The sequence below is a fragment of the Nostoc sp. genome (assembly GCF_036916985.1).
GTDB lineage: Bacteria > Cyanobacteriota > Cyanobacteriia > Cyanobacteriales > Nostocaceae > Nostoc.
Window position 1 is genome coordinate 38,277 of sequence record NZ_JBALFD010000037.1, and the last position, 13,129, is coordinate 51,405.

General features: G+C 44.7%; 12 protein-coding genes. 10 read left to right on the forward strand and 2 right to left on the reverse strand.

Annotated elements, in window-relative coordinates; genetic code table 11:
- Positions 1-25: 25 nt before the first annotated feature.
- From V7L07_RS13685 to V7L07_RS13705, 5 genes are all read left to right on the forward strand, one after another.
- A complete protein-coding gene (locus V7L07_RS13685) occupies positions 26-1,264 on the forward strand; it encodes an acyl-CoA dehydrogenase family protein (RefSeq protein WP_335058587.1) in 1,239 nt (412 codons plus the stop codon).
- Between the two features lie 465 nt (positions 1,265-1,729).
- Positions 1,730-1,894 (forward strand): hypothetical protein, encoded by a 165-nt coding sequence (locus V7L07_RS13690; RefSeq protein WP_335058589.1) that lies wholly within the window; start codon positions 1,730-1,732, stop codon positions 1,892-1,894.
- Positions 1,895-2,024: 130 nt separating this feature from the next.
- Positions 2,025-3,422 (forward strand): tetratricopeptide repeat protein, encoded by a 1,398-nt coding sequence (locus V7L07_RS13695; RefSeq protein WP_335058591.1) that lies wholly within the window; start codon positions 2,025-2,027, stop codon positions 3,420-3,422.
- Positions 3,419-4,429, forward strand: coding sequence for an aldo/keto reductase (locus V7L07_RS13700; RefSeq protein ID WP_335058593.1), 1,011 nt, complete (start codon positions 3,419-3,421; stop codon positions 4,427-4,429). Before V7L07_RS13695 ends, V7L07_RS13700 begins: the two co-directional genes overlap by 4 nt.
- Before the next feature lie 111 nt (positions 4,430-4,540).
- Positions 4,541-5,527, forward strand: a complete 987-nt coding sequence (locus V7L07_RS13705) for an aldo/keto reductase (RefSeq protein ID WP_292843933.1) — start codon at positions 4,541-4,543, stop codon at positions 5,525-5,527.
- Here the strand turns inward: V7L07_RS13705 and V7L07_RS13710 are convergent.
- Positions 5,502-5,726, reverse strand: coding sequence for a hypothetical protein (locus tag V7L07_RS13710; protein WP_335058595.1), 225 nt, complete (start codon positions 5,724-5,726; stop codon positions 5,502-5,504). The two genes, V7L07_RS13705 and V7L07_RS13710, sit on opposite strands and share 26 nt — an antisense overlap.
- Positions 5,727-5,767: 41 nt before the next feature.
- On the opposite strand from V7L07_RS13710, the gene V7L07_RS13715 reads away from it, so the two are divergent.
- From V7L07_RS13715 to V7L07_RS13725, 3 genes are all read left to right on the forward strand, one after another.
- Positions 5,768-6,757 (forward strand): aldo/keto reductase, encoded by a 990-nt coding sequence (locus tag V7L07_RS13715; protein WP_335058597.1) that lies wholly within the window; start codon positions 5,768-5,770, stop codon positions 6,755-6,757.
- Between the two features lie 125 nt (positions 6,758-6,882).
- Positions 6,883-7,476 carry an HD domain-containing protein gene (locus tag V7L07_RS13720; protein WP_335058599.1) on the forward strand — a complete coding sequence of 198 codons (594 nt, stop codon included), beginning with the start codon at positions 6,883-6,885 and terminating at the stop codon, positions 7,474-7,476.
- A gap of 228 nt (positions 7,477-7,704) precedes the next feature.
- The gene (locus V7L07_RS13725; protein ID WP_335058601.1) at positions 7,705-8,748 is read left to right on the forward strand and encodes an ABC transporter substrate-binding protein; all 1,044 of its coding nucleotides are present in this window, start codon (positions 7,705-7,707) and stop codon (positions 8,746-8,748) included.
- Between the two features lie 319 nt (positions 8,749-9,067).
- On the opposite strand, the gene V7L07_RS13730 is transcribed toward V7L07_RS13725, so the two are convergent.
- Positions 9,068-9,832, reverse strand: a complete 765-nt coding sequence (locus V7L07_RS13730) for a DeoR/GlpR family DNA-binding transcription regulator (RefSeq protein WP_335058603.1) — start codon at positions 9,830-9,832, stop codon at positions 9,068-9,070.
- Between the two features lie 375 nt (positions 9,833-10,207).
- Between V7L07_RS13730 and V7L07_RS13735 the strand changes: the two genes are divergently transcribed.
- Complete coding sequence (locus V7L07_RS13735) at positions 10,208-12,121, forward strand: transketolase C-terminal domain-containing protein (protein ID WP_335058605.1); 1,914 nt, start codon at positions 10,208-10,210, stop codon at positions 12,119-12,121.
- Between the two features lie 234 nt (positions 12,122-12,355).
- Positions 12,356-12,739, forward strand: coding sequence for a hypothetical protein (locus tag V7L07_RS13740; RefSeq protein WP_335058607.1), 384 nt, complete (start codon positions 12,356-12,358; stop codon positions 12,737-12,739).
- Positions 12,740-13,129: the final 390 nt, after the last annotated feature.

The window sequence follows — 13,129 nt, forward strand, 5'->3', positions numbered from 1 at the left end:
ATCAGATATTCGAGAGAGAAAAACCATGACCCAAATTGTAGAGAAAGTTCTAGAACCCCAAATTAAGTTTTCGGCTCCTATCACAGCCAATTCGCCAGAATTCCAGCAGCTTTTGGATTTTATCGCTGTTGGGGCAAGTGAGCGCGATCGCGATCGCATTCTGCCCTATGATGTGGTGGAATTAATCCGGCGTTCCAGGTTGGGTGCATTGCGAATCCCCTTTGCTGAAGGTGGCGCTGGTAGAAACGCACGAGAATTGTTCGAGGTTGCTATTCGATTGGGGGATGCTGACGCGAATGTTGCTCACATTGTGCGGAATCATTTCTCTATCACAGAGCGAATTTTGCGTTCCGAACGCACCGCCAGAAATCGGCGCTGGCTTAAAGCCGCCGTTGATGGCGCAATCTTCGGTAGCGCTGCCAATGAACTAGAACTGAAAAAAGCCGGTGGTGGCGGAGTCGTCAATACCAAATTAACACCCGATGGTAACGGCTACCGTCTCAACGGAACGAAATATTACAGCACTGGTAGCCTTTACGCAGACTTTCTTTATGTGCGTCTGCTCACACCAGAAGACATCCCAGCAACGGGGATTATTCCCAGCAACCGCGAAGGGGTTGAGCTTGTGGACGACTGGGACGGCTTTGGGCAACGGTTGACCGGCACGGGAACAACTAAGTTTACAAATGTCCGTGTGGAAGCAGATGAAGTCATTTTTGAAAAGGATACAGACAAAGACAATTTACCCTACAACATCGTCCCGCAATTGTTCCTGACGGCGGTGAACGCGGGGATTATTCGCAGCGTGTTGCGCGATGCGACAGCGCTGATTCACAAACGCCCCAGAACCTTCTACCATGCTGTAGCCGAGCAAGCAGCAGATGACCCCCTATTGCAGCAAACCATCGGGCAAATCTCCGCCAACGCCTTTGCGGCTGAAGCAATTGTACTGGCTGCCGCCGATGGTCTTGATCGCCTCGCTGTTGCTAAAACTCAAGGTGAAGAGGCTCAATTAGCAGCAGCCCTAGCAGCTTCACTGGCTGCATCCAAAGCAAAATTAATTGTTGATGACTTGGCACTACGTTCAGCCACCTTACTATTTGAAGTTGGCGGGGCTTCCACAACTAAAAAAAGCTCTAACTTAGATCGTCATTGGCGCAACGCCCGGACTCTAGCATCCCATAATCCCAGCCATTTTAAGGCTCGTGCCATTGGCGACTACGAAATCAACGGCACACCACTACCACCGCGAGGATTTTTCTAAGGAAATTGGAATCAATACTATTTATCACAAAGAAAAATCATGATTCAACGAAGAGGCAGGGGGCAGGGAGCGGGGGGAAATGACCCCAGCAAAGAGCCGTGGAGCGGAGCGGAACATGGGTCAAACAATAGCTAAAACCCTTATTTTTAGGTAGGGGCAATTCATGTAGTTGAAGGCTTACCGCAGGGTATTGCCCCTACAGCGTGTAGTTTTGCGTAAGTCCTAGATTATTAGACATCTCCAGAAAAGAAAAAGACCCCTCTCCAAACCTCTCCCCGAAGCGGAGAGAGGCTTTAAAACCCCCCTTCCCTACTAGCGTTGGGGGGAAGGGGGGTTAGGTCTGCGTATAATTGTGTGGTATCTAAATCTTTTCTGGAGATGTCTATTGTAGAGACGGCGATTTATCGCGTCTTTGGAATTTAGAATTTTAATCAAAAAACCTTAACCAAACCGTATTGGGGTGCATTGCAAATCCCCGTTGCTGAAGGTGGTGGTGGTAGCACTTTACGGGATTTTCCAAGCTATAGCCAAGGTTTCAAACCATCCTCGCATCTGCTGGGCAAGGGCGATCGCTCAAGGACTGCATCTGCTGACATTCCTGGGGCAAGTGTCTGTATTTCACGCAATTGATAACTGCTATAACTTCTGAAAAAAAATTAATCCCAATTATTAACCCCAGTAACACGATTGAGATACAGTAGTTTATAGCCTAGCTTTTGCAAAGTCATGCTTGTTGCTGTGCAATGCTCTGGGAAAATCAATGGTAAAAGATGCATCTGAACTCGAAATTACTACCGACTCATCAGCAGCGGTAGATGCCATCAATGGCTTTGTGGATCAATTATTGGGTGTTGGTAACGATGCCCAAGTGATTCTCAAAGCAATTGAAGCAGATCCGACTTGTGCGATCGCCAACGCTCAAGTTGCCGCCTTTTATCTATTTGCTGGTGGCTCTGTTGCCTTAACCAAGGCTAAATCTTATCTCAATCTGGCGAAATCTCACCTAAAAAGAGCGAACGATCGCGAAAAACTTTACGTTGCGGCAATTGAAGCATGGGCAAACCGAGACATTGCTCAAGCGATCGCTCATCATGAAGCAATCGCCATTGCCTTTCCCCGCGATTTAGCCTCGGTACATCTAGCCCAATACCACTATCGAAATTCCGGTAATAGTCAGGGAATGCTACTGATTGCCGAAAAAGTTTTCGCCGCCAATCGTGACAACCCTTATATGTACGGGATGTTGGCCTTTGGGCTAGAAGAGTGCCATCGTTTAGCAGAAGCAGAAGAATATGGGCAACAAGCGATCGCTCTGAAACGAGATAACCGTTGGGCACACCACGCCGTTGCTCATGTATTAGAAACTCAAGGACGCTTAGAAGAAGGAATTAGCTTAATGGAAAGTCTTAGCGACACTTGGGAATATGGTAGCTCGGCTTTTTATGGACATCTTTGGTGGCACACATCCCTTTACTACTTGGATATTGAGAATTTTGCCAAAGTACTAGAGATATATGACACGCGCATTTGGGGACGTGCCAAAAAAGACAATGGACGCGAACAAATTAACGCGATCGCCTTGTTGTTACGGCTAGAGTTACGCGGTGTAAATGTCGGTTCGCGCTGGCAAGAACTTGCTGCTTACCTGCAACCACGAATACACGAACATACCCTAGCCTTTTTGGATTTGCAATATATCTATGCATTGGTACGGGGCGGTAAAGATGACTGGGCGGCAGAGATGTTAGAGAGTATGCAAACTCATGGAGAGAACGTCTTACCCTATGCGCGGCCAACTTGGATAGAGGTAGGAGTTCCAGCTGCTAGGGGGATGATTGCTCATGCTCGTGGGGATTGGGAAAATGCGATCGCTGAATTAGAGCCTGTATTACCCGATTTATACTCCACAGGCGGATCTCATGCTCAACGAGATTTATTTGAGCAAATTCATCTTGATGCACTGATTCGCGATCGGCAATATCACAAAACCTTAAATGTTCTGGAAAAGCGCAATGCTGCCCGTAGCAACATTCCCGTGATTCAACGGGAATTAGCTAATACCTACAGCCAGCTAGGACGCACTGATGAAGCACATCAAGCTGCTCAAGTTGCATTAGAACTATCACAACGTTATCAAAAAGTAGAGCAAACAGTATGACGACATACGTAAATCTTGGAAAAAGTGGATTAAAAGTATCACGCTTGACTCTGGGTACTATGACTTATGGTTCTCGAAAATGGCGCGAATGGGTACTAGAAGAAGAAGAAAGTCGCCCATTTATTAAACTAGCTTTGGAATTGGGCATTAACTTCTTTGACACCGCTGATGTTTACTCCTTAGGTGCCAGTGAAGAAATTCTGGGACGGGCGCTCAAAGACTTTGCTAAAAGAGATCAAGTAGTTATTGCTACCAAAGTCTACAATAAAATCGGTGATGGCCCCAACGATCGCGGGCTATCTCGTAAGCATATTTTTGATGGTATTGATGCCTCATTACGGCGCTTACAAACAGATTATGTCGATTTGTATCAAATTCACCGTTGGGACTACGAAACGCCCATAGAAGAAACCCTAGAGGCGCTACATGATGTAGTGAAATCAGGTAAAGTTCGTTACTTAGGAATCTCAAGTGTTTACGCATGGCAATTCGCCAAAGCCCTCTACACGGCTGACATACACGGTTGGAGTCGCTTTGTATCTATTCAAAATCACTACAACTTAGTTTATCGAGAAGAAGAGAGAGAGATCATACCTTTATCTCTAGATCAAGGAATTGGGATCATTCCTTGGAGTCCCCTAGCGCGTGGTTTCCTCGCTGGAAATCGTAGTAAACAAGACTATGGTCAAACCGTGCGAGCAAAAACCGACGAATTCGCCCACAATCTCTACTATCAAGATTCAGATTTTCAAATAGTCGATCGCGTCGTCGAATTAGCGCAAAAACGCGGCGTGAAACCAACACAAATTGCCCTAGCTTGGCTATTGCATCAACCAGGCGTAACGGCTCCGATAGTTGGGGCTAGCAAAATAGAGCATCTCAAAGAAGCAGTTGAGGCTGTAGATTTGCAGCTTTCCGATGAAGAGCGTAAATTCCTGGAAGAACCTTACACACCACATCCCATATTAGGACATCAGTACCCAACCGCCTCCGCCAGTCGTTCATAGCAATATCTGTTACTAGGGAATGGGGAAGAAGCAAGGGAATAGGGGAGCAGAGTTTTTCCCAATGCCCTATGCCCTATGCCCCATTCCCAATGCCCCAACCCCTAAAAACTTATGACATACATAAATCTCGGAAAAAGTGGATTAAAAGTATCACGTATTGCCCTTGGTACTATGAGCTTTGGTTCTCGTAAACTACGAGAATGGACATTAGAAGAAGAAGAAAGCCGCCCCTTTATCAAACTGGCTTTGGAATTGGGAATTAACTTCTTTGACACAGCTGATGTTTATTCACAAGGCATCAGTGAAGAAATTTTAGGACGGGCACTCAAAGACTTTGCCAAAAGAGATCAAGTTGTAATTGCGACAAAAGTCTTCGGTAAAGCTGGTGAAGGCCCTAATGACAGAGGACTATCTCGCAAACATATTTTTGATGGTATAGATGCTTCCTTGCGGCGGTTACAAACAGATTACGTAGATTTGTACCAGATTCACCGTTGGGATTATGAAACACCAATTGAGGAAACTCTAGAAGCACTTGATGACGTAGTTAAATCAGGTAAAGTGCGTTATTTGGGAATCTCTAGTGTTTATGCTTGGCAATTTGCTAAAGCTCTTTACACGGCTGACATACACGGTTGGACTCGCTTTGTTTCTATCCAAAACCACTACAACTTGATTTACCGCGAAGAAGAACGTGAAATTATACCTCTATCTCTAGACCAAGGCATTGGGATTATTCCCTGGAGTCCTTTAGCACGAGGCTTTTTGGCTGGAAATCGCACTCAAGAAGGCGGTCAAACAGTACGGTCAAAAGTCGAAGATTCAGAGGGAAACCGCCAGTATCAAGAGTCAGATTTTCAAATAGTTGCTCGCGTCGCTGAGTTGGCTCAAAAACGCGGTGTCAAACCAGCGCAAATTGCCCTAGCTTGGCTATTGCATCAACCAGGACTGACAGCCCCAATTGTTGGGGCAACTAAGATAGAGCATTTTAAAGAAGCAGTTGAAGCTGTGGATTTAAAACTTTCTGATGAAGAGCGCAAATTTCTAGAAGAGCTTTATCAGCCTCATCCCATCATTGGGCATCAGTACCCAGCGTAACAGGATTGGGGACTGGGTACTGGGTACTGGGTACTGCGCCTCGTTCCCAGCCTCCAGGCTGGGAACGAATTCTGAGAGGGCTGCTGCCTCTGGTCAGCCCACTGGAGGCGGAGCCTCCAAGAATCGGTTCCCAGCCTCCAGGCTGGGAACCAGTAAATGTCCCATGTCCCATGTCCCATGCCCAATCCCCAATCCCCAATCCCCAATCCCCAATACCCCATACTTAATCCCTAAAAAATTATGACATACGTAAATCTCGGCAAAACTGGACTGAAAGTATCGCGCCTAGCTTTAGGTGCTATGACCTTTGGCTCTCGCAAATGGCATGAATGGGTATTAGAAGAAGAAGAAAGTCGCCCATTTATTAAACTGGCTTTGGAATTGGGAATTAATTTCTTTGACACCGCTGATACATACTCATTGGGTGTGAGCGAAGAAATCTTAGGTCGGGCATTAAAAGACTTTGCGAAAAGAGATAAAGTTGTAATTGCTACCAAAGTCTACAATAAAGTCGGTGATGGGCCCAATGACCGAGGACTATCTCGAAAGCATATTTTTGATAGCATTGACGCTTCCTTACGGCGGCTACAAACAGATTACGTAGATTTATACCAGATTCACCGTTGGGACTATGAGACACCAATTGAAGAAACCTTAGAAGCACTTCATGATGTAGTGAAATCAGGTAAAGTTCGCTACTTGGGAATCTCAAGTGTTTACGCTTGGCAGTTTGTTAAAGCTCTTTATACTGCTGATAAACACGGCTGGACACGCTTTGTTTCTATCCAAAACCATTACAACTTGGTTTATCGAGAAGAAGAGAGAGAAATAATACCTCTGTCTTTAGACCAAGGGATTGGGATTATTCCCTGGAGTCCTTTAGCGCGAGGCTTTTTGGCTGGGAATCGCACTAAGGAAGGCTATGGTGAGACAATAAGAGCAAAAACCGACGAATTGGGTCATAGTCGCTACTATCGAGATTCTGATTTTCAAGTAGTCGATCGCGTCGTCGAATTAGCGCAAAAACGCGGTGTGAAACCAACACAAATTGCTTTAGCTTGGGTATTACATCAACCAGGTGTGACATCTCCGATTGTTGGTGCAAGCAAGATAGAACATCTCAAAGATGCAGTTGAGGCTGTAGATTTGAAACTTTCTGATGAAGAGCGCAAGTTTCTTGAAGAGCCTTATCAAACTCATCCCATCATTGGGCATCAGTACCCAGCGTAGTAGGGAATGGGGATTGGAGACTGGGGACTGGGGAGATGCAAATACTTGTAAATTGCCAAAGTATTGAAAGAATAACTCATGTTTGGATAAACAGAGAATTTTGAGATTCACGTCGGGAGTATGTAATGTCAGACTCATCTACAAAAAGACCTATTGCCACTTATACACGAATGGCAGATGGAACAAAAGAGGATTATCTTTTGTTACGGGAACACTCTAAGCCTTTGTTAAATCAGGTTGCCGATCGCGCCCTAACACTTTTAGTTGGCTTACAAGAGAGTTATCCAGGAAATTTGATCGATCGCTATCAGCATTCGTTACAAACGGCAACACGCGCTTTTCGGGATGAGGCAGAAGAAGAAGTTGTAGTGGCTGCATTGCTGCATGATATTGGTGATTTATTAGCACCTGTAAATCACGCAGAGCTAGGAGCAGCCATCCTCAAACCTTATGTGACTCCATCTACCCATTGGATAATTGAACATCATGGGATTTTCCAAGGCTATTATTTCTGGCATCATACAGGACGCGATCGCCATGCTAGAGAAAAGTTTCGAGGTCATCCTTACTTTGACCCCACTGCTGAATTCTGCCATAAGTGGGATCAAGAATCATTTGATCCAAACTATGATACTCTGCCCCTGACTTTCTTTGAGCCAATGGTACGCCGGATCTTCGCTCGTGAACCTTGGGGCCAGCATACAAAACAGGAATCTTAGAATAATGCGTAATGCGTAATTCGTAATTCGTAATTAAGTTTTGCAATAGCGAGGTAGAAAGTAGTGGTCTGTCCCATTAAATTTGAGGGAAAAAAGAACGAACCGCATTCGCGCAGCGTCTCGTTAGAGAAGGACGCAAAGAGCGCAAAGTTAAGAGGTAAAGAAGAGAAATTGAAATTTGATTCACCTATCAGAATTAATGGGACAGACCAGTAGTCCCGATGAACTTTGTACACCGCCAAGCATGAAATTGATCTTTTCCTCACTCCCCACTTACACATGATGCGATTCAACCATATCAATAAGGTACTCATCCTGTCGGTTGCATTTCTCCCCTTGCTAGGACTCTATGGATGTGGGGAGCTAGCCAGTCCGCAAAAAGCAACAAATGTTGATCTGTCACAAGTTACCGTCGTGCTAGGCGATCAAGTTGGTGGTACGCGGGCGCTTGTGGAAGCCGCCAATGCACTTGAAGGTGTGCCGTATAAATACAAATGGGCAAGCTTCCAGGGTGCAGCACCTTTATTTGAAGCGCTGCGTGTGGGTGCAGTGGATACCGCGCCCGCCGGCGATCTTCCTGTTCTGGCCGCAGCCGTAGGTAAAACGCCGCTTAAGATCCTTGCAACCAAAGTTAGCAAGGGCGAAGGACTTGGCATCATCGTTCATGCCGATTCTCCCATCAAAGGCGTGGCTGACCTGAAGGGTAAGACTGTAGTAGTATCCTCGGCGCGGGGGAGTGTTTCGCAGTACCAGCTTTATGGTGCCCTTGAAGAGGTTGGTCTGAAACGCAGTGATGTAACGGTCAAATTTGTGCTACCAACTGATGCATCTGCGGCCTTCTCATCCAAGAGTATCGAAGTGTGGGCGACCTTCGATCCCTACTTTTATGTGGCGCAACAAAATGGTGGGCGGGTGCTGCGCGACGGTCAGGGTATCAACAGTGGATTATCGTTAATTACCGCAAGCGACAAGGCTTTAGCCGATCCTGGTAAGCGGGCGGCGATCGCAGATTTTTTAAAGCGGCTGAACAAAGCTAGCGACTGGGCGATCGCCAATCCAGATGGCTATGCTCAAGTTTACGCGAAACTGTCACGCTTGCCACTAAACACCTCAAAATCCATTACCCAGCGCTCCGCACGAGAACTGCGCCCGGTGAGTGATGACGATATCCGCGCACTACAAACCGTGGCTGATCGTTCCTACAAAGACCAAATCTTGCCTGCACAGATCGAAGTGCGTTCCATCACCGACCAAAGTATCTGGACAAAATGACACCTGAACAATTCAAAATTCAAAATGACGCTCGATGACTCGCTCTAAGCGTTCGCGCAGCGTCTCGTAGAGAAGCCATGCCGTTCGCGCAGCGTCTCGTAGAGAAGGCTTTACGCTGCGCTAACAAAATTCAAAATTAAAGAAATTTCAGACGGGGATTTAGCGAGAAACGCGGTCTTGGGATGCATCCCAAGTGGAGCGATTTCTCAAGACAAACCCCGACTGAAATGGATGCTACATGTAGATTGCAGGTTCTTAAACCCTTTAATTAACGATAATAAGTAGGTCGGCTTTACCTCCTGCTCCCTGCCCCGCCCTCTCAAGCCGACTCATCACGAATGATCGTCAAACCTAAAGCTTTGTAAGAAGTTAGCAGCCTATCGGATACAGTCGGTGCAGTTACAAGATAAGTTAGTGCATGAATCGACTGCACAACATAAGGTGCAGCAGTGTCTAACTTCTCCTCTGTGGCTAATCCAACTACTTCCGCGGCTCCAGCAATCATCGCTCGTTTGACATGGGCTTCATCCAAGTTCGCTACACTAATCCCAAATTCTGGATGTAGACTACACACCCCCAACATGCACAAATCTGCACGAATCATTCGTAATGCCTCAACTGTTGTAGCACCAACGTTTACCAAGGCTTTTTTGTAGAGTTGTCCACCCAACATGACAACTTCAATATGGGGATGTTCTGCCAAGGCGATCGCAATGGGAGGGCTATTGGTGACAATTGTCGCTTGCAAATCCAAGGGCAAATGACGGGCTACTTGGAGTGTTGTTGTGCCTCCATCTAAAATCACCACCTGTCCAGTACAAACTAATTTGGCAGCTGCACGAGCGATCGCTTCTTTTTCTTTCGGTGCTTGCTTTTGGCGATCGGCATAACTCGCAACAGCTGGAGAAACCAGAAGTGCCCCCCCATGAACGCGCTGCAAAAGACCAGATTCAGCTAGTTCTCGCAGATCCCGACGAATCGTATCCTCAGAAACCTTTAGAACAGCGCTGAGTTCCGACGATAGTACCTTCTTGTCACGTCGCAGAATTTCCAAGATGAATTGTCGGCGCTCCGCAGTCAGCATAGTTGATTTTCCTGAAGTTGCATATTTGATCTTGAAATTGCACGTTTGTGAGTTTATACTCATAGACATGCAGGTTTCTGCATATTTCTGATCGTCTTTAAATAAATTCAAGCATATTCACGCAAGCGGGATTTAACAATCTTAGCTGCATTTTCAATGACCGAAAACGAAAAGGATACAAGCCCCTAAATTTATTTGGTGTTGCTGATTGCTGTATGAAAAATAATTTTGCGTTATTTCAAAATCCTTGTAGAGACGTTGCATTGCAACGTCTCTACATCCAAGTTCACACCTCGATTCAGCAACACTATTTATTTATGGGGATCATTAATTTTGAATTTTGAATTTTGACTTTTGAATTCGGAGCGAAGCGACGTGACTGTTACGAAGATTCAATTTCCCATTGATTTGAGTGCTTACAAGCCTTTAGTTCTTAACCCAGCCAAGACAACTCTTACCGTGGAGGAACGAGAGAGCCTAAAAACAAATATTCAACTCTGCCGTGATGCGATCGTCTTTTTTACAGCCACCGGAGCTGCTAGAGGGGTGGGTGGTCACACTGGAGGGCCTTATGACACAGTACCAGAGGTGGTCATACTTGATGCCTTATTTCGGGCAGCATCGGATCAATTTGTGCCAATTTTCTTTGATGAAGCTGGACATCGAGTTGCAACTCAGTATTTGATGGCAGCTTTGCACGGTGACTTACCAAGTGAGCAACTCCTACACTATCGTGAAGCCCACTCCGGCTTACCAGGACACCCGGAATTAGGGTTAACTCCTGGTGTAAAATTTAGCTCTGGACGACTAGGACATATATGGCCCTATGTCAACGGCGTAGCGATCGCCAATCCAGGTAAGATTGTTTTCTGTCTTGGTTCTGATGGTTCCCAGCAAGAAGGGAATGATGCGGAAGCTGCCCGCTTGGCTGTTGCTCAATATCTTAATGTGAAGCTAATCATTGATGATAATGACGTGACAATCGCGGGACATCCTTCAAAATATTTACCCGGTTTTACAGTCGCCAAAACCTTAGAAGGGCATGGATTGAAGATACTCGAAGGAGATGGAGAAGACTTAGACGATTTATACCGTCGGATTTGCGAAGCTGTAGCAACTCCTGGGCCAGTTGCCATCATCAATAAACGCCCCATGTGTCCTGGTATTAAAGGGTTAGAAGGTTCGACTCACGGTCATGATGTGATTTCCGTAGAGTTAGCAATTCAATATCTCGAATCACACCAACAAACTACTGCTGTTGAATACATTAAGAGCATTCAAAAACCGAAGCACACTTACACTTTTCTTGGCTCTAGTAATAAATGGGATGCTAACCGCAATGTGTTTGGTGATGCGGTAGTTTCTGTCTTAAGTCGCATCAGTGAAGCAGAACGCAAGCAAAAAGTCAGAGTCATCGATAGCGATCTTGAAGGCTCTTGTGGTCTGAAGAAGATTCACGATGCCTACCCGGAAATTTTTATCTCCTCTGGCATCATGGAACGGGGTAACTTTTCTGCTGCTGCCGGATTTGGGATGGAGGCAGGAAAGCAAGGTATTTTCGCAACCTTTAGCGCCTTCTTGGAAATGTGTATCTCAGAGATTACGATGGCGCGGTTGAACTACTCTAATGTACTTTGTCACTTTTCTCATGCAGGTATCGATGATATGGCAGATAATACCTGCCACTTCGGTTTGAACAATATGTTCGCTGACAATGGTTTAGATGATGGCTATGAAACACGTCTTTACTTTCCATCTGATGCTAATCAAATGAAAGCTTGTGTAGAAGCTGTATTCTTTGATCCGGGACTGCGGTTTATTTTTTCTACCCGTTCTAAAGTACCATTAATTCTTGACAAAAACGGTCATGACTTTTTTGGTAGTGATTATAAATTTGTCCCTGGCAAAGATGAGGTAATTCGAGAAGGAACCCAAGGCTACATCATCAGCTTTGGTGAAGCTCTGTATCGTGCCCTCGATGCTGTCGAGCGTCTCCAGCAAGAAGGGCTAGACGTAGGTTTGATCAATAAACCAACCCTAAACGTTATTGACGAAGAGATGATGGTGAAAATTGGTAATGCTCCTTTTGTACTGGTTGTAGAATCCTTTAACCGTCGAACTGGATTGGGCAGCCGTTTTGGTAGCTGGCTATTAGAGCGTGGGTTTACTCCCAACTATGCTTATCTTGGTACTCATAAAGAAGGTTGCGGCGGTTTATGGGAACAATTTTTACACCAAGGCATTGATCCAGTGAGTATTATCAATAAGGTGAAGGATTTAGTGAAATAATTTGACATTCCGCAACTCCTTTAAAACCTCGTTTCCAGCCTCCGGCTGGGAACGAGGCAAACCCTTGACTCGTTAAATTCCATACCCTTTTTGTGGTGTGCTAATAGGAATTAGATTTAAATCTTACTAAGAATACTGAGAGTATAACATATATTAAGTGAAATCTCGACCGTTATCCAATTTTAAAAATTAAATATAAATCCTAGTATTAGTGACAAAAGTAACTATTTAAATATGACTTTTGTCACAGGCGTATATCTGATTATGCCGATTACATTGAGAATGTACAAATCAAGTAATGCAAGTCAGATTAAGAAATATATGAACCGCTTAAAATCTATTCTACTTGGAGGCTTATTAGCAGCTACCTCAATTGCTGCTCTTTCTCAAAATGCTAATGCTGCTGAATTTAAATCTGAGCGCGATCGTTTTAATCATGATACTGTAGCTTTTAACAACAATCGAATTCAACGTGAACGCCAAATCCGTGAACAACACGCTCGTGAATTGCGTGAACGCCAAGCTCGTGAACGACGCACTCGTGAATTGCGTGAACGTCAAGCTCGTGAGCGACATGTTCGTGAATTGCGTGAACGTCAAGCTCGCTTGAATCACTAAGAAAATAAATTTTCACTCATATTACCTTAGGAGAGTAGCAATACTCTCCTTTTTTTATTTACATAAATTTGCTCAAATCAATGCCCAAATGTATTGATCTTAGATTCAGTTATAAAACGAAATTTAAGGTGGAAAAAGCCTACTATAAACATGCTGTATATAGGTTTTAGACTTTTTACGTTCCTGGCTTTACTCCTTAAGTAGTAGTTATATTCTTGATAGAACCTGTTGTATTTAATACTATTAATACTATTAATGATGCAAGTATTCTTTGCATTTAATTGATTGGAAATTTGGCTATTAATGCCATTTGCTATAATTACTATAGTTTTTGTTTTTTAGTTTTTGAATAGGTTTAACATTGAATATGGTTATGCGTCTTCCCATTGT

Bases quoted from the DNA above. Each gene is read 5' to 3' on its own strand.
- V7L07_RS13685 (WP_335058587.1), top strand. From the start codon at position 26: ATGACCCAAATTGTAGAGAAAGTTCTAGAACCCCAAATTAAGTTTTCG.
- V7L07_RS13715 (WP_335058597.1), top strand. From the start codon at position 5,768: ATGACATACGTAAATCTCGGCAAAACTGGACTGAAAGTATCGCGCCTA.
- V7L07_RS13705 (WP_292843933.1), top strand. From the start codon at position 4,541: ATGACATACATAAATCTCGGAAAAAGTGGATTAAAAGTATCACGTATT.
- V7L07_RS13700 (WP_335058593.1), top strand. From the start codon at position 3,419: ATGACGACATACGTAAATCTTGGAAAAAGTGGATTAAAAGTATCACGC.
- V7L07_RS13695 (WP_335058591.1), top strand. From the start codon at position 2,025: ATGGTAAAAGATGCATCTGAACTCGAAATTACTACCGACTCATCAGCA.
- V7L07_RS13720 (WP_335058599.1), top strand. From the start codon at position 6,883: ATGTCAGACTCATCTACAAAAAGACCTATTGCCACTTATACACGAATG.
- V7L07_RS13740 (WP_335058607.1), top strand. From the start codon at position 12,356: ATGACTTTTGTCACAGGCGTATATCTGATTATGCCGATTACATTGAGA.
- V7L07_RS13730 (WP_335058603.1), bottom strand. From the start codon at position 9,832: ATGCTGACTGCGGAGCGCCGACAATTCATCTTGGAAATTCTGCGACGT.